Here is a 19,327-nt window from a genome sequence, read left to right on the forward strand (position 1 = left end):
TTTATTTAACATACTAGATGATAATTACTTATATCTCCTGTTGTCCTGACTTCTTGAGTATATTCTTGGCTGTAGCTTTGAAAACCATTATACATCTCAACTAAATTAACCCCAGTTTCAGTTTCAACTATTTGATTATATAAATTATTTTTTAAATTTAGAGTATTTTTAGCATATTTTTGTATTTCTGCTTCCCAATCATCTACGGTTAAAGTAATATTCTGTTTCAAATCAGAAAAATTAACAAGTCCATATTTACTGATTCCATATTGATGCGGCTATAGTTTTCCAGAAAGTTAATAATAGACGATATTAACAGTAGGGATAAAAATGCCGGATATAGAGCCAAAGATATATCCAGCTGAATTTAAAGAATCAGCGATTAGATTAGCTATTGAGTCTAAGCAACCTTTTGCTCAAGCAGCTAGAGAACTAGGAATTACGAAGTATAGTCTATATAATTGGGTTAATAAACATTCAAAACTCAAGGAAGTAATGAGATATGAAGAACATCTGTATGATGAATTAAGGAGATTGAAGAAGAACTAGATAGAGTAACACAAGAACGTGATCTATTAAAAAGGCTGCCGCGTACTTTGCAAAAGAATCCCAATAAGGTACGCATGGATAAAGGAAAACAGAGGTAATTTTTCCATTTCTGCTATGTGTAAATGGTCGCGCCCCCGTATTGCAGCTTAGCATGAATAGTCTATAATCCTCAAACAGTAATAAGAGAGAATTATAGTTAAGGAGTTATGGCAAGAATAGATGTTAAGTGTAGATCAAGAATAGATGTTAAGTGTAGATATTATAACGACACAGAAAAAGTAGTAAAGGCGGGATATTCAATTTCAAAACAACAGAGATATCAATGCAAGCAGTGTAATCGATATTTTTAACTGTAATATATTAATAATGCCTCTAAGCCTGGAGTCAAGGCTCAGATAGTAGATATGTCAATCAATGGCTCTGGAGTTAGGGATACAGTAAGAGTATTAAAAGTGGGTATCAATACGGTTATCCGTGTTTTAAAAAAATCTAGCGTTAAAAAAGATAAATCATTCTATCAATACGATAGAAGTAATTATTGCTCCTGAAATAGATGAACAATGGCCTTATGTACAGAATAAATCCAAACAAAGATGGCTTTGGTATTCTTTGGATAAGATTTTGTTAAAAGTAGTTGCTTATACTTTTGGTACAAGATGTGATAGCACATCAGAATCATTACTGAAAAAAACCGGAGGATTTTAAGGTTACTTTTTACTTTACAGATGGATGGGGAAGTTATGCTAGGTTATTAGATCCCAAAAAACACATTGTTAGTAAAAAATATACTCAACGGATAGAACGGGGTAACTTAAATCTTAGAACAAGATGCAAAAGACTGACACGTAAAACAATTTGTTTTTCCAAGTCATTGGATATTCATGATAAAGTCATCGGAACTCTTATTGAACGTATAGCCTTTTAATATCCACATCTGTAAAATGGAGGTGCGACCCTGTTTTTTTACCTGGAAGTACCATTGTTGTTTTTCCCGAATGCTTATTAGTAATATTAATAGGATTATGTTTTGCATTATATATCTTGGGATGGGTAGCTAGCTCTTTTATTGGAGTTGCCACTTTTCCGGTAAATAAATTTTTTTCGATGATTCTTTCAATTATCGGTTTTGAGCCAGGGCTGTCAAAAGTTATAGATTTATTAAAATGTAAGTTGCAAGAATGTATTTTCACTGAGGTTAAATCTGCAATTATTGCTCCAAGTGAATGACCGCTAGTATTAAAACTATATTCTGTGGCTTTACTTAAGCCGCTTAATTTGTCAATTACTTCACCAACAAAATCCTGAAGTGGAGTTAGTTTAGTAGGTAAGTAGCGAAAAGCGATAAGCACATCGTCTAATAAATCATATATATTAAATTTGTGCCGGCACTAGCAATATGAACCTCTTTAGTTTCTTTATTTATAAATGCGACGGCTTTATAACCATATTGAGTAGTGCTGACATAATCACATGAAGCAGCTAGTATTTCCTAGCCGCTATCTGTTAATTGTGCATTGATTTTTGATGTTTCTAGATTATAAATATTTAAATCATCTGTTTTATATGCTAGGTCTAAACCTATATAAGCAAGTTTTTTAGTGCTAATATGTTTAGAATTTTTGTGCTTAGACATATCCACTTCTTTTTTAATCTGTAACCATATTTTATGGTAATTTGAAATAAAAGTCAATCAACAAGCTAATATTTATTAGGATATAGAATATGAGTTTATTTTAAAATATTCTACAGGGGAAATTTATAGAGTTGGCTTAAAGTAAAAAACCCAACTATTTATCAACAATTGAGGGTAATTTAGATTGCAATTAAAATATAGAAGTTTACTTTCCTATTAGAGATACTTCTACCCAGTCGCCTTCAATATCTTCTGACTTTAGGTTAGGTTCTTCTATCACTTCCGGAGTTGTATTTGAAATAGTATCAATAGTGTCTTTTCAAACTTCTGAAATGGTATTAGCTCCACTGCGTGCTAGTCTAGCAATACCGAAAACAACATACTCTAACATATTATCGGTATTACATTATTATTTATATTGCCTATTTGCTCAACTTCTGTAGCACAAGATTGTAAGCTGTCATATCCCCAATGATACATATTTATTCCGACCATACTAGGATATTCCTCTTCAAAATAAGTGTCTAATAAAAATAAATCTTTACCATGACCTGGAATGTCTTTAAGTTTTTGAGTATATTTGTTATTTTCTAATATTTGTTCTTTCCAATCAGCTATGGATAAAACAGCACTATCTTTTAGATCAGCAAAATTCTTTAGCTTATGATTATTTATTCCTTCAACCATTTTATTAATGCCTAGATATTCTGCGGCTTTGTAAGCGGCAGAGCCAGCCATATTATATAAATATGTTCCCCATCCTTCTGCCTTTGATGATCCGGACTCCTCTATATTAGTTATTTTCGGTAAAACTAAGTTTATTTTACCGGCATGATTATTGGTAGTATTAATAATATTAGGTTTTGCATTATATACTTCAGAATGGTTAGCAAGTTCCTCTATCGAAGTTGTCACTTTTTCGGTAAATAAATCCTGATCAATAGCATATCTAATTACTTCTGCTGAACCTGGACTGTCAAAAGTAGTAGATTTATTAAAATTTAAATTACGGGAATGTAATTCTACGCCGGTTAAATCCGCAACTATTGCTCCAAGTGAATGGCCACTAGTATTAAAAATATATTCTGCAGCTTTCTCGCTACCGCCTATTTTCTGGATTATTTCGTTAATAAACTCTTTAACTGGTACTAGTTTGCTAGGAGCATAATGGAAAGTAATACGTATATCATCCAATATATCATTAATATCCGCTTTTGTGCCGGCACTAGCAATATGAATTTCTTTATTGTCTTTATTTATAAACGCAACGGCCTTGTAACCATATTGAGCTGTACTTGCATTCTCACAAGAAGCTGCGAGTATTTCAAAGCCACTACCTACTAAGTGACGACCATCAGTCATTAATGCTTCTGCAAGATATCGATTTGTATCATCTGTCTTATATGCAAGATTTACTCCTAAATGAGCAAACTCCTTATTGCTTATATTATTTGCAGGAATTTCTGCTATATGTAAATACTCGAACTCTTTCATTTGTATTTTCCAATGCTAATTTATTTGTAATTACCATAAAATACGGAATTTTTTAACAAATGTCAAGTATTAATATTAATAGTTGTTAATGATTGACTAATTACCTCTTTAATTTTTATTTAATGACATCCTTTGCTCTCTTTTCAAAAGCTACAATCATTTTTTCGGTTGCTTTGGTAAAATAAGTGCCAATTAACTTATCTTGTATTACGGACTTCATCTTAAAATTAATAAGGAATTTTAATTCAGTTCCTACTGCACACGGAACAAATTGCCAAGTGCTTTTTAGGTATTCAAAGGGTCCTGAAATAGCTATTGTATTAATCAAATATATTCCATCATCTGTTATTGTATTTATAACTCGTGAGTTATATTTTTCTGAGAAGCCTTTTAACTGAATTACTAGCTCGGCAACGGTCTCATAGTTATCTTCTGAAATAATTCTAGAAGCAGAGCACCAAGGCAAGAATTTAGGATAAGACTTTACATCACACACCAAATCAAATAATTCTTGCGGTTTGTAAGGTAAAATTTTTGTTTGTTGGTAGCAAGACATTAGAAATCCGTGACTTTACCTTTATGCTGCCAATCGCCGTATCTTGTCGGTTCTAGACCTTTAACACCACCAATCTCTTCCCGCGTTTCTTTTTCTTTTGGCAAATTTTCTTCTTCTGATATATTATTATCTTTTTTATCGTCCATAATTAATACTCATGAAATTTAATCGTATTTATATTAATAGTCGTTTAGGTGAAAATAGCAAGATAGAATTAACAAGCGATCATATTCACTATATTAAAACGGTGCTACGTCTTAAAGTAAATGATGCCTTACGTATCTTTAACGACATAGACGGAGAATTTTTAGCACAAATTACCGATATAGGTAAAAATAATCTAGCGGTTAAGATTAAAGAACAGCTAAAAAGGCCTTATACGGAATCTGCTTTAACTCTTGCTATTGCTATAATAAAGCAGAATAAATTAATGCTTACAATAAATATGGCTACGCAGCTCGGTGTAACTAAAATTATTCCGTTAATCACAGAGCGATGCCAATTTAGATCGATAAATATTGAACGTTTAACGAAGTGTACTATTGAAGCGACGGAGCAATCAGAACGTCTTACCCCACCGATAATTGAGCAAGCTATTAAACTGCAGGATTATCTTAAAAAAAATAATAATTTTATGTTATATGCTAATGAACATGAAAAAGAAGAAGACTCTATATTACAAATTTCATCATCACTTAGTAATGTGTACTCTTGCGAAATGAAGAGGGATTATACGAAGATCAACTTGGAAAAGAGCAAAGAGTCTGTAAGCCGAGAAGCGGAGCGTATATTAAACGTTCAGCATCCAAGGACTTACAAAGACGACGTAGCCAATTTTTCAAGTTCATCGAGTATAACTATTGTTATTGGACCGGAGGGCGGCTTTACTAATGATGAGCTTGAACTTCTGGCCTCGCATAAGAATACAAAATCTATAAGTTTAGGAAGTAATATACTGCGAGCTGAAACAGCAGCAATAACTGCTATAGCACAAGTGAAGTTGTTGCGATATCATTGTGAGTAGGTATTGCCCGCGTGAACACCTGAGCCGTCATTGCAAGGAGATGCGGAGCATCGACGTGGCAATCTTAGGAATTTGGCACGAGATTGTTTCGTCGAATTATTACGGTAATTCTTCTCGCAATGACGAAAAAACCGATCCACGCAACAACGCCTCCTCGCAATGGCAAAAAGGGATTTTACCTCGCTTTCTCTATTCCTGGCTTGCAGAATAATTTACCTAAACAAAGAAAGGAATAAACCCCGCAAAATCCTATAATTATGTAAAGTATTGTAGCAATAATTGGAAATGAACCAAGTAAAAGTGTAACTAAATTGAAGTTAAACAATCCAACTAAACCCCAATTTATAGCACCTATAGAAGATAGTAAATGTATAGTAGTAATAAGCGGATTATTAGAAGTGTTTATTAGCATACTAAACCTTTTGTTAAATTATTTACTTATGGTAAAATAATAATTTCGTATTTTAAGTCTTATGTCTACTAAATTTTCATAACATGCAGCAAAAAGCAGTAAAATATTAAAATTAAATTTCAAAGTGAGTCTGCGGAGCGTATATAAATACGTGAGCATAGACGAGTCTTACAAAAATTTAGTGTCAATACTTTACCGGTTGAAGCCGTATTAATCTTTTTTAAAAGTTTGGTATATTACGGGTATAACAAAAATTGTAAATATAGTACCGATGCTTAATCCTCCAACTATTACAAAACCGATAGAATTACGAGCAGCAGCACCGGCGCCGCTTGCAAAGATTAGAGGTAGAGCCCCGACTACGGCGGCAAGAGTAGTCATAAGAATTGGACGCAAGCGGAGTTTTGAGGATTCTATTATAGCCTCTCTAACATTTACTCCTTTCTCTCTTAATTGGTTAGCAAATTCTACTAACATAATAGAATTTTTGGTAATTAATCCAATTAAAGTAATAAGTCCAATATTGCTATACATATTAAGGCTGTTGCCGGCAAGCCAGAGAGCAAGTACGCCGCCGGTTATTGAGAAAGGTACGGCAAGTAATATTAATAAAGGGTCAGTAAAACTTTCAAATTGAGCTGCAAGCACTAAATAGATAAATATAAGAGCAAATCCAAATGTTATAAGCATATTACTGTCTGCCTCTCTCATTTGTTTAATTTCTCCGATATATTCAAGCATAGTATTACTAGGATCAAGTAATTTAACGGATATTTTATTAATTTCATCAATTGCGTCATCAATTTTTCTATCAGGAGCGAGATCGGAAGAAATAGTAACGGATTTTGAATTGTTATAATGGCTATATGATTTTACGGATATTGTTTCCTTAATGCTAGCTATCGACTCAAGCGGTAACATATTATTATTTGCTCTAATTAAAATTTTACTAAAGTCGCTAATATCTTTTCGCTCTTTTTGATTAGATTGTAATATAACATCGTATAAATCATTGCCCATTCTAAAATCACCGATTTGTTGACCTGCGAGTAAATATTGTATTGTTCTACCGATATTTGCCAAATTCATCCCATATAAATAAGCCTTATCACGATTAATTTCTATACTTATAGTTGGCATCGCCGATTGTAAATTTCTATTGACGTTTAAGAAAATAGAGTTTGTTTTCATTATATCGATAAATTGCTGTGATATTTTATCTAGATCATCGTACTCAAGGTTTGTTTGAATAGTGAACTCGATAGGGCTACCGGCATTCCCGCTAACCATTGAACGTGGATCCATAGCGAAAATCGACATACCTGGTATTTCGGAAAATTGCTTATTTAGCATATTCTTAATAGTTTCTTGGGAACGAGAACGCTCACCCCAGTCTTTTAACGGAATGAATCCAAAAACATTATCGCTACCGCCTGCACCTATTACCATCAGATAACCTAATATATCTTTATAATTAGCAAGGATTTTTTCTGCCTCCTTCACTACTTTAGTAGAAGATTCTAAACTAGAACCTTCCGGCCCTTTAAAAGAAACTTGCAAAAATCCATCATCTTCTTGTGGTACAAAAACTTTTTGAGTAAATTTAAAGCTGACTATCAGTACTATAAATGATGCAGCAATAATGAGAGTAAACTTCTTTTTATTGTCAAAAGTTAGCTTTAGGTAGTAAATATATTTATTTTGAATAAATTGTAGAATATCATTAAACTTTACTAAGAATTTTGGTAAGTCCGTATTATGTTTTGTGACCATACGACTCGACATCATGGGAGTCAAAGTTAAAGCAACAAATCCTGAAAACAAAACACAAAATGCTAAAGTCCAGGCAAATTCAATAAATAATTTGCCTATAAAGCCTTCTATAAAACCGACAGGTAAAAATACGGCAGCAAGCGTAATAGTCATAGCAATGATTGCAAAACCGATTTCTTTGGAAGCAAGCAAAGCTGCTTCCATGGGTTTATGCCCCATTTCATTATATCTAAAAATATTTTCAAGCATAACTATTGCATCGTCGACGACTAAACCGATAGCAAGTATCATAGCAAGGAGCGTAAATATATTAATAGAAAAGCCGAAAGCATACATCACGCTAAAAGTACCAATCAACGATACCGGAATCGTTATAAACGGAATCAAGGTGATTTTAGCTGATGCAAGAAATAAATAAGTGACTAAAACTACTAATATTAAAGCTTCGAAAATTGTTTGAAATACTGCATAAATTGATGCTTTTACCGGCGTTGCTCCATCGTATGCGATACCCATGCTTACTCCACTCGGCATTGATTCTTTAATTCTTTCTAATTCTTTAGCTACTTCATTTGATAAATCGATGACGTTGGCTTTTGATTCTTTTATAAGACCAAGAGCAATAGAACTTTTGCCGTTATATCTAAAAATTATATCTTCATCGGGAGAAGTTAAAGATACTTTCGCTATGTCTCGTAATTTTAGTATACTGCCGTTTTGTGTTTTTAGAATAATATTGCCAAATTCTTCTGGTGTAGATAAAGAGCCTTCAAGAGTTACTATAAAATTATTAATTCCGGTTTTAATTGTACCTGCCGGATAATCTTTATTTTGTTCTTTTATTGCGGATTCAATCTCCAATAAAGAAATTTTATGCTGATATAATTTTTTAGAGTCTGGTTCTATTCTCATTATATATTCCCTGCCACCGTAAATTTGCGACTGTCCAACCGACTCAAGTTTATCCAATGGTGTTTGTAGACTATCTTCAACAATTTTTGTTAACTCCAAATCGTTATATTGGTCGCTTTCAACACTTATGAAGAGGCTCGGAAAACTATCGGCATCAAGTTTTGCAACCGATGGGGCCTTCATATCTTGTGGAAACATGTAAGTAATATCCGATATTTTAGAGCGAACATCGTTTAATGCTATTTCAATATCGGTAGATAATAGAAACGATAAAGTAATACTACTTTCGCCGGTGGAACTTTGAGAAGTTATATAATCTAAATTTTTAACCGTCTTTAAAGTTTTTTCTATACGTGTTGTTATTTCTTTTTCCATATATAAAGCATCGGCACCTGCATAATGAGCATTGACATTTATTATAGGAACTGAAATATCCGGAGTTCCTCTAATTTGTAGTTTAGTAAAAAAAATTGCTCCAAGAGCTACGATAACCAAACTCAAAACCGTAGCAAAGACAGGACGCTTAATACAAATTTCAGATAATAACATAATATTTAATGGGTGTTTTTTAAAAATTTTATTCTAAATTAACGTGAATAGCGAATTATTATATAATCCTCTATTCGGTTAGAAATATTTAATATAAAAAAGTATATATTATTTTTTATTAAAAAACTTATAATTTTTTACAGGGTAGGAAATTAATTTTTGTAATTTACTACTGACAATAAATTAGGGTTTTAATGATAAATTTTCACTTTAATTACTTGATTAAGATAGTTTTAACAGTATAACTGATGTAAAATGGCTACATTTTTCTATAAATTAGTATAATAACGTATATACTTTAAACTTTGTAAATAACTGGCATTTGCAGTATTTGGGTAGTTTGTTATAATTAACTCACATAAAAAATATATTGATGCATATTATTGTCAGTTGTATATATTGTTTTATAAAAAAACATCAATACATATTAACCCATTAAAGGAGAGTTGATTTTATTATGAGTACACATAACAAACAAGAATCAAAAAAAATGAATAAAACCGAATTTATAGCATTTATGACCGACCATGGTCATAATCATAAACATGCTTCACATAAATCATTAACAAAAGCTGATGCCGAGAAAGCACTTAATTTAGTTCTTGATAGTGTGATTAGTGCTATAAATAGTCACCATAATATTAATATAACAGGTTTCGGTTCATTTGAAATACATCATAGAAAAGCACGTGAGGGTCGTAATCCAAAAACCGGAGCAAAAATGAAGATAGATGCTTACAATCAACCTACTTTTAGAGCAGGAAGAAAAATGAAAGAAGCTTGTAATTAATGATAAGGAAGTAACTTATAGTACTGATAATTCTCGAACCCCGCTACAAGCTTGCGGGGCGACACTAGAAAAACCGGCTCATGCAACAATGCTTTGCAAAAGCCGGAATGATATATAATGCTTCTTAAGTAGAATTTATAACGATATTACAACCATTGATAATCGAAAATCTAGAGTTTAACTTAAAACATAACAAGTTATATAACAGCTGGCTTATTGAAGCTGAAAATATAAGACAGGCTTTAAGAGATTTAGAAGATTTTATATATTTAAAGCTTTTTAAGAATAATATTCCTCTCATAAACAATCCTGATTATCATTTTATCGCTAGGGAAACTCCAAGTACATCTAATGTTAAAAATATTTCTATAGAGCAAATAAGAAAGTTACAAGATTTTTTAAGTAAGACTTCTGCAATTTCAGGTTATAAAATTGCCGTAATTTATTCGGCGGATCTTATGAATTTGAATGCGGCTAATTCTTGCTTAAAAATTCTTGAAGATGCGCCAAAGAATAGTTATATTTTTTTAATTACTTCAAGAGCTGCAAGTATTATTTCTACAATTAGATCAAGATGTTTTAAAATTAATGTTAGATCATCTATCCACCATACTAAAAACGAATTATATTCCGAGTTTATTCAGCCGATAGCAGATAATGAAACGTTAGATTTTATTAATCGTTTTACTACTAAAGACCGAGAATTATGGCTAGATTTTATTGATAATATATTATTATTAATGAATAGAATCCTTAAAAAATCTGCTAACATTAATATTGAACTCCTAGATTTGGAAAATAAGATTTTTAATAAACTACCGAATAAGCATCCTTCATATTTACTGCAAAAATTTATCGACATAAAAAAGTTAATATATAATACCATTGATTATGATTTAGACTTAAAAACAAGTTATATATTAGTGGTGAATGAGTTCTCTAGTAATTAGACCTACTTGGAAATTTTACTTCTAGGAGTAATTTGTACGTCGATCCTAACCCCTAATCCTCACGTATGTTTAAGCTCGTTGCGGTTCGAGGTGAAGTGTCTCCTTCAAATTCCTCCCTATAAGCGACTTTCCGAATAGGTCTATTGAATCCGATACTATCCTACATGTTATCCATAAAACAGAGGTTGCTTAAAAACAGTTTATCTGAGGTTTCGATGTCATTCCCGCGAAAGCGGGAATCCGGGAAAAAAGCATAAATACAGCAAATTTTTAAAATTAAAAGCTCGATTTATCTCGCTTTACCCTGGTTTCCACTTTCGTGGGAATGACATCAAAAAACTAAATTACACCATGAACCAACTGTTTCCAGGCAATGCCCATAAAACCATAAAATATTATTGTTGCTAAAACATATTGGGCAAAATATATTAGGACTTTATAAATTAAATTACTTACATGTTTAAAACTTTAACACAAAATTTAACGAAGATTTTTGATAGACTAGTCAGCTCAGGAATTTTAACGGAAGCTCAAATAGATGCTACTATGAGGGATATAAGAGTAGCTCTTTTGGAGTCGGATGTAGCATTGCCGGTGATAAAAAATTTTATAGCAGAAGCTAAACAAAAAGCTTTAGGGCAGGAGGTTATTAAGTCTGTTTCACCTGGACAGATGATAATTAAAATTATTCATGAAGAGATGATAAATCTCCTAGCTTCGAGTGAAAGCGATACAAAGTTAAATTTAAATTCAAAGCCGCCGGTAAATTTATTAATGGTAGGTCTGCAAGGTAGCGGTAAAACTACGGCGAGTGGAAAGATTGCTTTACGTCTTAAGAATCAAAATAAAAGGCCTCTACTTGTATCTCTTGATACTTATAGACCCGCAGCACAAGAGCAGCTAGCGATACTTGCAAGTTCAGTGAGTATTGATTCATTACCGATTGTTAAAGGTGAGAAACCTCTTGATATTGTCAAAAGAGCTATCGCTGAAGCTAAGCTCTCTGCTTATGACGTTGTAATTTATGATACGGCAGGTCGTACACAAATTGATAAAGAGATGATGAATGAGGCCCTTGCAATAAAAAAGATAGTAGAACCTACGGAAACTTTATTAGTAATTGACAGTATGACAGGGCAGGATGCAGTAGTTACGGCAAGTAGCTTTAATGAGGAGTTAGAAATTTCAGGATTAATTTTATCTAGAATTGACGGTGATTCTAAGGGTGGTGCGGCACTTAGTGTAAAATATATTACTAAAAAGCCGATTAAATTTTTAAGTAGTGGTGAAAAGCTAACTGATTTAGAGGAATTCAATGCTGAACGTTTAGCTTCTCGAATACTCGATATGGGCGATATTATCTCCTTTGTTGAAAAAGCCGCCAGTATAGTTGATAGAGAAGAAGCCGAAAAAACGGCATCTAAATTAAAAAAAGGTAAATTTGATCTAAATGATTATATGCAGCAAATGAGAAGCATAAAAAAAATGGGGGGATTTGGAGGTATACTTAGTATGTTACCGGGAAGCGGTAAAATTATGGATCAAATAGATCAATCAAAATTAAATAGTAAAATACTTGAACATCAAGAGGCAATTATTTTATCTATGACGCTGAAAGAGCGTAAAAACCCCGATATGATTAATGCCTCTCGTAGAAAACGTATAGCTGCTGGAGCAGGGACCACGGTACAAAAAGTAAATATTTTGCTAAAGCAACATAGACAAATAAGCGAGATGATGAAAAAAGCAAGTAAAATGAATCCTAAAAATCTATTACGTAGCGGAATTGGAAAGTTGTTTTCGTAAAATGGCATTATTGTCTAGGTTTAAGCGGCTTTATATGTCATTCCCGCGAAAGCGGGAATCCAGTATAACCATATAAAAAAAACAAGTTTTTATATTGTTATATAATCAATTATGTAACTCTGTAGCAATAGCAATATTGAAGTTATTTTTCTGGATTCCCGCCTGCGCGGGAATGACAGGGGTGGCCGCGCCCCCGTATTGCAGCTTAGCATGAATAGTCTATAATCCTCAAACAGTAATAAAAGAGAATTATAGTTAAGGAGTTATGGCAAGAATAGATGTTAAGTGTAGATCAAGAATAGATGTTAAGTGTAGATATTATAACGACACAGAAAAAGTAGTAAAGGCGGGATATTCAATTTCAAAACAACAGAGATATCAATGCAAGCAGTGTAATCGATATTTTTAACTGTAATATATTAATAATGCCTCTAAGCCTGGAGTCAAGGCTCAGATAGTAGATATGTCAATCAATGGCTCTGGAGTTAGGGATACAGTAAGAGTATTAAAAGTGGGTATCAATACGGTTATCCGTGTTTTAAAAAAATCTAGCGTTAAAAAAGATAAATCATTCTATCAATACGATAGAAGTAATTATTGCTCCTGAAATAGATGAACAATGGTCTTATGTACAGAATAAATCCAAACAAAGATGGCTTTGATATTCTTTGGATAAGATTTTGTTAAAAGTAGTTGCTTATACTTTTGGTACAAGATGTGATAGCACATCAGAATCATTACTGAAAAAAACTGGAGGATTTTAAGGTTACTTTTTACTTTACAGATGGATAGGGAAGTTATGCTAGGTTATTAGATCCCAAAAAACACATTGTTAGTAAAAAATATACTCAACGGATAGAACGGGGTAACTTAAATCTTAGAACAAGATGCAAAAGACTGACACGTAAAACAATTTGTTTTTCCAAGTCATTGGATATTCATGATAAAGTCATCGGAACTCTTATTGAACGTATAGCATTTAATATCCACATCTGTAAAATGGAGGTGCGACCCGAAAATTAATTAGATTTTTGAAAGAATAGCTACTCCTATTTCAAAAAAATTTTATAATTTGCAGCAAAAAGTAATTTAATTAGATTTAAAATTTATTTTGTTAACAGTCACATATAAAATATAATTAATATAGCTTGAAAAAATACTTCTAACAGGCTATATTTTATTATATAAATACATATAGGTTTGTTTATGATCGATTATACAAAAACTTTAACAACAGCCTCAAAAAATAAAACTTTTGATGAAGGCTTAAAAAAATACATGCTTAAAGTATATAATTATATGGCTTTAGCACTTTTATTAACCGGCGTAGCAGCCGTAACGACTATATCAGTTGAACCGCTATATAACTTAATGTTTCAAACCGGCTTTGGCACTATTATAATGTTTGCACCGCTTGGTATTGCTTTATATTTCTTTATGGGCTTCGGACGCATGAGCTTACAAACAGCTCAAGTATTATTTTGGGTTTATGCCGCTTTAACCGGTATGTCGCTTGCATATCTAGCTCTTATTTATACCGGGGCATCAATAGCACGTACTTTTTTCATTTGTTCTTCTGTTTTTGGAGCAATGAGCTTATACGGTTATAGTACAAGTAAAGATCTAACATCCATGGGTTCATTCTTTGCAATGGGTCTTATAGGTCTTATAATTGCTTCGCTAGTTAATCTGTTTTTGAAAAGCTCAGCTCTTTCTTTTGCCACTTCTCTTATTGGAATAGTAGTATTTATGGGTTTAATAGCTTGGGATACTCAAAAGATTAAGTCTATGTATTATACAGCAGGAAACGATGAAGTAGGACAAAAGCTTTCTATTATGGCAGCCTTTACTTTATATTTAGATTTTATAAATCTTTTCCTATATTTAATGAGATTTTTAGGCAATAGAAGAAATTAGAAAGACTTTATATTTTCGTCTATAGAGGCTACGATCACCAATAGCTGGTTACAGCAAAAAGCATTAAGATCTTGACATTAAATTTAAAAGTGAAATTAACGTAGTGTGTATTAATACGTGAGTATAAGCGAATCTTACAAAATTTGGTGTTAAGACCTTAATAGTTGAATCTGCATGAATTTCGCTATTGGTATTAATAAAGATGAGGGGGGATTGTCAGTTTAATTAAAAAACTGAATGATGCTATTAGTAATCAGAGAATTAAAGCTTATAAGAATCTAACAAAACAACTCTCTATAAGTGAGATTGACAATATAAGGGATGATCAAGGTTACTCCATATTACATTTGGCAGTTATTGCTAAAAATTCTTCGGTCTTGCAAGACTTAATTCACAGGAAGACTAATCTAAAAGTTACCACCAACGCAGGATATACCGCACTACACTTAGCTATTACAAATTTTGATGGTAGAAGCATTGCGGTAATAGAAAATCTACTGAAACATGAAATTGATATTAATGCACTTAATAATAAAGGTGAAGCATCACTTGATTTATTGATATTAAATGATGTTATAGTTTTAGAGGATAAAATTCAAATATTAAAACTCTTTTTAGAACATAATCCTAACCTTCATATAACTAAAGAGTGTTTTACTATCCTACATACGAGTGCAGCAAAAGATTATAAGAAAATCATAGAACTACTCATAGATAAAGTAGATATTAACCTTAAGGATGATGGTGGTTTTACTATGTTACATCTAGCTGTTATGAATAATCACTCTAGGGTAGTAGAGTTGCTTTTAACACATAACGCAAATGCACATATATTAGCTCCAGGTAAAATAGACATATTACAAATTGCTGTTAGAAAAAGTTACTTTGAAACAGTTAATTTATTATTAAAATATAATAGTTCTATTAACGGAGCGGTGAAAGAATTGTTAATAAATTTTGCCAATACTATTATAGACGAAGAAAACAGTTGGACTTTAACGCATATATCTGCTTCAAGAGGCTATACAGAAATCATAAAGCTGCTTTTAGATAATAATATTGATATTACTGTTAGGGATAACGCGGGGAATACACCGTTACATTTATTTGGTAAAAGTGGTTGCATAACAATAACAAAATATTTTATAGAAAAAGGAGCAAATATTAAACTACCAAATTCTGCTGGCGATACGACGTTACATTTGGCTATCTATAGTGAGAATTATAATTATACGGTAATATCTATATTAGTAAAAAAGGAAGCACCTATAAATATACCTAATCATGAAGGCGTTACTTCACAGGAATTAATGAATGATATAGATGATTTAATATTATCAAAGATTTTTAGTCAAGCTAATACCAAAATTAAAGAGGATGAGTTAATAACAATAGGAGATAATGCACAGCATATTTCATAAAGCTTGATACAAGCGAATTTCGCATGACTCGTCTGGTTATCTACGCTGTGCAGACTTGTTTTTAAATTCATCTTATCTGAAGCTTTCTGAATTATGCTATAGCAAATTGGTATTTATTTATACCGCATCATATTGCATTATTAAACTTTCACCAAACAGACTATTACTAACATTATTAACCTTGTTAGCAGAGTCTTGTACTTATTATAAAATAATGACCCGATGATGCAGCGTTAGGCAGCAACACCAATGTATATACATAATTGAATAAATAATTTAATTTATTATGCGAAGTTTATTTCATATTCTTAGGGGCTGACGGTGAGAGCATAATACTTAGCTCCTTTAGAGCCTTATCCTCTACATAGCTTGGAGCACTCATAAGTAAATCTTCGGCTTGTTGGTTTAAAGGAAATGCAATTATTTCTCTTATATTATTAGCTTCCGCAAGTAGCATAACAATTCGGTCAATTCCTGGAGCTATGCCACCATGCGGCGGAGAACCAAACTTAAATGCTCTAATCATTCCCCCAAATCTTTTATCAACTTCCTCTTCACTATAACCTGCTATGACAAATGCCTTATACATAATTTCCGGCTTATGGTTTCTAATAGCACCACTAGAAAGTTCAGTGCCGTTACAAACAATATCATATTGGTACGCGGTAAGCTCAAGTAGTTCTTCCGTTGTTTTAGCATTTTCTAGAGCTTCTAAACCACCATGCGGCATAGAAAACGGATTATGGCTAAAGTCAATTTTACTTGTTTCTTCATTTAATTCATAAAATGGAAAGTCAGTAATCCAGCAGAATTTAAAGCAATCTTTTTCAAGTAAATCTAGCTCCTCTGCTATTCTAATTCTAATCTTGCCGGCGAGTTTGGCAGCTTTTTCCTTTTTATCACTAGCAAAAAACACTGCATCACCATTACTTATATTAGCCACAGTTTTTAAAGTATCTAATTGCTGCTCAGTTAAAAACTTTGCTACCGGCCCTTTTGCTTCACCGGTTTCGCTAAATTGAATATAGCCAAGCCCCCTCGCCCCTTCGGATATCGCAAACTCGATCATTTTATCGAAAAAGCTACGAGGTAATGAAGCAGCTTTAGGCGTAGGAATAGCACGAACAACACTACCTTTTTTAATATTTTCCCTAAAGATTGTAAAATTAGAATCTTTAAATATTTCTGTTACATCGGCAATTATAATGGGATTTCGTAAATCAGGCTTATCAGAGCCATATTTTAGCATAGATTCATTATATGGGATACGAACAAAAGGAGTATTGGATACTTTCTTATCCGTAAATTTAGTAAATAAATCATACATGACAGGCTCAATAGTACTAAACACGTCTTCCTGTGTAACAAACGACATTTCTACGTCTAGCTGATAAAATTCGCCAGGTGATCTATCGGCTCTTGCATCTTCGTCCCGAAAACAAGGAGCAATTTGGAAATAACGATCAAACCCCGAAACCATCAAAAGCTGCTTGAATTGCTGAGGTGCTTGAGGTAACGCATAGAACTTACCCGAATGTATTCTACTCGGCACTAAGAAATCCCTAGCACCCTCAGGTGAGCTTGCCGTTAAAATCGGTGTTTGAAATTCAGTAAAACCTCTTGTTGTCATTAAATGACGAATATGAGCAATAATTTGTGAGCGGAGTATTATATTATTATGTAATTTCTCACGTCTAAGGTCTAAAAAGCGATGTTTAAGCCTTAAATCTTCCGGAGCGTCTTTTTCGGTATTAATAACAAAAGGTAGGGTATCCGCAGCTGATTCAATAATAAATCCTCCGGCTAATACTTCAATATGACCGGTGGTAAGCGTGTCATTAATAGCATCACTTGATCTTGCTACCACTTTTCCTGTTACAGTGATTACCGACTCATAACGCAAACGGCCGGCCGTATCCATAAGCTCTGGATTTTGATCGGTAAAGACGATTTGAGTTATACCGTAATGATCACGTAAATCTATAAAAACCAAATTACCATGATCTCTTCTTCGATGTACCCAACCTGATAGTTTAACTTCTTTCTTAACATCAGAAATTTGTAATTCGTTACAATTATGAGTTCTATATTTATGCATTTTTATTTTTTATTATACGATTTTCCTTATATTATATACATAAAATTACAAATTTTCGCAAATAAAAACTAAAAATTTATCTTGATATTGCGGCAACTTTTGGCTTTGATGGGAGCCGCTGATAATTTTGCTGTTGAGGTTTTGCTTGACTTAACTCACCTTTAATCCATTCATATATTGCTTTCTTAGGATTTTTAATTATCTCTGCAACATTTTCTACTAAATTTATTATTCCCTTAATTAACGGTAATAACTCATCTTTAATTTTATTTATAGAATTATTACTTGCTTGTAATTTTTCTTGATTTTCGCTTGATAGATTACCAAATATCTTATTCATTCTTAACTGAAGATCATTTCGTTCAAGATTTTTTTCTCTGAAATGTGATTCAAGTTTTCTATCAACTTCTTTTTGTTCTTCAGGAGTTAAATTTTTATATTTATTAATAAGCTCATCCGCTGCTTTTCGTTGGTTCGGTGAAATATTTTCAGCAATATTTGGCATTTGTTTCTTTTAAAAAGTTAAAACATACTAATGTTGCACATTATATATATTTTTTAACTTTATACAAGAAAAACTTTAATGAATTAACTTTTGAGTATGGTTTTAATGCCTAAAAAGTCTAAAAAGTTTCGTAGTTCTTGGCGTGCAAGCACATGTGAGCTATTAAATGCTCTATCATATTTTGCAGTTTTTAGATCAAGTAATGTTAGACCTTGCAGGAATAATTCTTTATATATTACACGCTCACTAAAACCTTCAGTAAGTTTAAAATTGATTCTTTTTGCAAGTTTAGCTAATACATTTCCTACTCGCCTTTTATTCAACGCATCAAGGTTACTTAGGCGATTACGCAATATTATCCAATCTATACTACCTCTATCACGACTTGCTCGCTGCATTTTCTGTTCCCAAATCATTTGGCTGTAGATTGACGGACTGATAATTTCGTCTTTGCTGTCAATTTTTGCTATCACGTCTAAATCTAGAAAACTATCATTAATCGGTGTAATAATTGTATCAGCGTAAGAATGAGCAATTCTTGATAAAGCAGTATGACTACCAGGCGTATCAACCACGATATAATCGGCATTTTGATTATTTTCTAGCATCTTCTCAAAACTCTTGGCTTGCCACCCTATCTCTCCTTCAGATATATGAAAATGCTTCGGTACTAATACGAGTTTATTAGGGTTTTGTTTATTATATGAATCTCGATTTTTTAAATAGTTTGTTAAAGAACTTTGGCGTGAGTCGGTATCTATACTTACTACCGAATAATTTTGGTAAAGCAAAGCTATTATTAGATGCAGGCAGCAGGTAGTTTTACCTGCTCCGCCTTTCTCATTACCTACAACAAATATATAAGGTTTATTTATTGTGTTCATAATTATATTCAGAATAAACGAAATTTTATGTCATTCCCGCGAAAGCGGGAATCC

Annotated in this window: 19 protein-coding genes and 4 pseudogenes; 13 read left to right on the plus strand and 10 right to left on the minus strand. The window is 32.5% G+C overall.

From position 1 onward, the window contains the following. Window positions 1-5: 5 nt before the first annotated feature. Window positions 6-266, minus strand: a pseudogene (locus AAGD46_RS07065) (hypothetical protein); the annotation flags it as partial. 64 nt (window positions 267-330) lie between these two features. Here AAGD46_RS07065 and AAGD46_RS07070 point away from each other — a divergent pair. The 4 genes and pseudogenes from AAGD46_RS07070 to AAGD46_RS09670 form a co-directional block, all read left to right on the plus strand. Beyond that, window positions 331-549 carry a transposase gene (locus tag AAGD46_RS07070; protein WP_341786680.1) on the plus strand — a complete coding sequence of 73 codons (219 nt, stop codon included), beginning with the start codon at window positions 331-333 and terminating at the stop codon, window positions 547-549. A gap of 404 nt (window positions 550-953) precedes the next feature. Further along, the gene (locus AAGD46_RS09660; RefSeq protein ID WP_341786690.1) at window positions 954-1,097 is read left to right on the plus strand and encodes an IS1-like element transposase; all 144 of its coding nucleotides are present in this window, start codon (window positions 954-956) and stop codon (window positions 1,095-1,097) included. 1 nt (window position 1,098) lies between these two features. Continuing rightward, the gene (locus AAGD46_RS09665) at window positions 1,099-1,254 is read left to right on the plus strand and encodes an IS1 family transposase (RefSeq protein WP_410525961.1); all 156 of its coding nucleotides are present in this window, start codon (window positions 1,099-1,101) and stop codon (window positions 1,252-1,254) included. A gap of 55 nt (window positions 1,255-1,309) precedes the next feature. Then, window positions 1,310-1,474: pseudogene (locus AAGD46_RS09670) on the plus strand (IS1 family transposase); the annotation flags it as partial. A gap of 31 nt (window positions 1,475-1,505) precedes the next feature. Here AAGD46_RS09670 and AAGD46_RS07080 read toward each other — a convergent pair. The 4 genes and pseudogenes from AAGD46_RS07080 to AAGD46_RS07095 all read right to left on the minus strand — a co-directional run. Continuing rightward, a pseudogene (locus tag AAGD46_RS07080) lies at window positions 1,506-2,182 on the minus strand (hypothetical protein); the annotation flags it as partial. Between the two features lie 384 nt (window positions 2,183-2,566). After that, window positions 2,567-3,676 (minus strand): hypothetical protein, encoded by a 1,110-nt coding sequence (locus tag AAGD46_RS07085; RefSeq protein WP_341787091.1) that lies wholly within the window; start codon window positions 3,674-3,676, stop codon window positions 2,567-2,569. Window positions 3,677-3,791: 115 nt separating this feature from the next. Further along, entirely contained in the window at window positions 3,792-4,232 is a 441-nt protein-coding gene (locus AAGD46_RS07090) for a type II toxin-antitoxin system RatA family toxin (protein ID WP_341787092.1), read from the minus strand. Continuing rightward, a pseudogene (locus AAGD46_RS07095) lies at window positions 4,232-4,369 on the minus strand (DUF1674 domain-containing protein); the annotation flags it as partial. The gene AAGD46_RS07090 and the pseudogene AAGD46_RS07095, both read right to left, overlap by 1 nt. A 20-nt stretch (window positions 4,370-4,389) precedes the next feature. Between AAGD46_RS07095 and AAGD46_RS07100 the strand changes: the two are divergent. Beyond that, entirely contained in the window at window positions 4,390-5,256 is an 867-nt protein-coding gene (locus tag AAGD46_RS07100) for a 16S rRNA (uracil(1498)-N(3))-methyltransferase (protein ID WP_341787093.1), read from the plus strand. Between the two features lie 175 nt (window positions 5,257-5,431). Here the strand turns inward: AAGD46_RS07100 and AAGD46_RS07105 are convergent, their stop codons facing one another. Both AAGD46_RS07105 and AAGD46_RS07110 read right to left on the minus strand, forming a co-directional pair. Beyond that, on the minus strand, window positions 5,432-5,668 hold the full coding sequence (locus AAGD46_RS07105) for a DUF378 domain-containing protein (RefSeq protein ID WP_341787094.1): 237 nt from the start codon (window positions 5,666-5,668) through the stop codon (window positions 5,432-5,434). Between the two features lie 210 nt (window positions 5,669-5,878). Beyond that, window positions 5,879-8,902 carry an efflux RND transporter permease subunit gene (locus AAGD46_RS07110; RefSeq protein WP_341787095.1) on the minus strand — a complete coding sequence of 1,008 codons (3,024 nt, stop codon included), beginning with the start codon at window positions 8,900-8,902 and terminating at the stop codon, window positions 5,879-5,881. A 457-nt stretch (window positions 8,903-9,359) separates the two neighbouring features. Between AAGD46_RS07110 and AAGD46_RS07115 the strand changes: the two genes are divergently transcribed. The 8 genes from AAGD46_RS07115 (at window position 9,360) to AAGD46_RS07145 (ending at window position 15,786) form a co-directional block, all read left to right on the plus strand. Continuing rightward, complete coding sequence (locus AAGD46_RS07115; protein ID WP_341787096.1) at window positions 9,360-9,692, plus strand: HU family DNA-binding protein; 333 nt, start codon at window positions 9,360-9,362, stop codon at window positions 9,690-9,692. A gap of 155 nt (window positions 9,693-9,847) precedes the next feature. Beyond that, window positions 9,848-10,642: a DNA polymerase III subunit delta' gene (locus tag AAGD46_RS07120; protein ID WP_341787097.1), complete on the plus strand. Its 795-nt coding sequence runs from the start codon at window positions 9,848-9,850 to the stop codon at window positions 10,640-10,642. A gap of 456 nt (window positions 10,643-11,098) precedes the next feature. Then, window positions 11,099-12,448, plus strand: coding sequence for a signal recognition particle protein (gene ffh, locus AAGD46_RS07130; protein ID WP_341787098.1), 1,350 nt, complete (start codon window positions 11,099-11,101; stop codon window positions 12,446-12,448). 463 nt (window positions 12,449-12,911) lie between these two features. Continuing rightward, entirely contained in the window at window positions 12,912-13,055 is a 144-nt protein-coding gene (locus AAGD46_RS09675) for an IS1-like element transposase (protein WP_341786690.1), read from the plus strand. Window position 13,056: 1 nt separating this feature from the next. Further along, window positions 13,057-13,110 (plus strand): hypothetical protein, encoded by a 54-nt coding sequence (locus AAGD46_RS09680; RefSeq protein WP_410525952.1) that lies wholly within the window; start codon window positions 13,057-13,059, stop codon window positions 13,108-13,110. Between the two features lie 166 nt (window positions 13,111-13,276). After that, complete coding sequence (locus tag AAGD46_RS09685) at window positions 13,277-13,471, plus strand: IS1 family transposase (RefSeq protein ID WP_410525990.1); 195 nt, start codon at window positions 13,277-13,279, stop codon at window positions 13,469-13,471. Between the two features lie 183 nt (window positions 13,472-13,654). Further along, on the plus strand, window positions 13,655-14,365 hold the full coding sequence (locus AAGD46_RS07140) for a Bax inhibitor-1/YccA family protein (RefSeq protein ID WP_341787099.1): 711 nt from the start codon (window positions 13,655-13,657) through the stop codon (window positions 14,363-14,365). 314 nt (window positions 14,366-14,679) lie between these two features. Further along, window positions 14,680-15,786: an ankyrin repeat domain-containing protein gene (locus tag AAGD46_RS07145; RefSeq protein ID WP_341787937.1), complete on the plus strand. Its 1,107-nt coding sequence runs from the start codon at window positions 14,680-14,682 to the stop codon at window positions 15,784-15,786. Window positions 15,787-16,081: 295 nt separating this feature from the next. Here AAGD46_RS07145 and aspS read toward each other — a convergent pair whose 3' ends face one another. The 3 genes from aspS to AAGD46_RS07160 all read right to left on the minus strand — a co-directional run bounded on the left by aspS (window position 16,082) and on the right by AAGD46_RS07160 (window position 19,273). Next, a complete protein-coding gene (aspS, locus tag AAGD46_RS07150; RefSeq protein WP_341787100.1) occupies window positions 16,082-17,884 on the minus strand; it encodes an aspartate--tRNA ligase in 1,803 nt (600 codons plus the stop codon). A gap of 76 nt (window positions 17,885-17,960) precedes the next feature. Next, window positions 17,961-18,389, minus strand: coding sequence for a DUF3106 domain-containing protein (locus AAGD46_RS07155; RefSeq protein WP_341787101.1), 429 nt, complete (start codon window positions 18,387-18,389; stop codon window positions 17,961-17,963). 83 nt (window positions 18,390-18,472) lie between these two features. Beyond that, a complete protein-coding gene (locus AAGD46_RS07160) occupies window positions 18,473-19,273 on the minus strand; it encodes a division plane positioning ATPase MipZ (protein ID WP_341787102.1) in 801 nt (266 codons plus the stop codon). Between the last annotated feature and the right edge of the window lie 54 nt (window positions 19,274-19,327).

The organism is Rickettsia endosymbiont of Cantharis rufa (assembly GCF_964026445.1).
GTDB lineage: Bacteria > Pseudomonadota > Alphaproteobacteria > Rickettsiales > Rickettsiaceae > Rickettsia.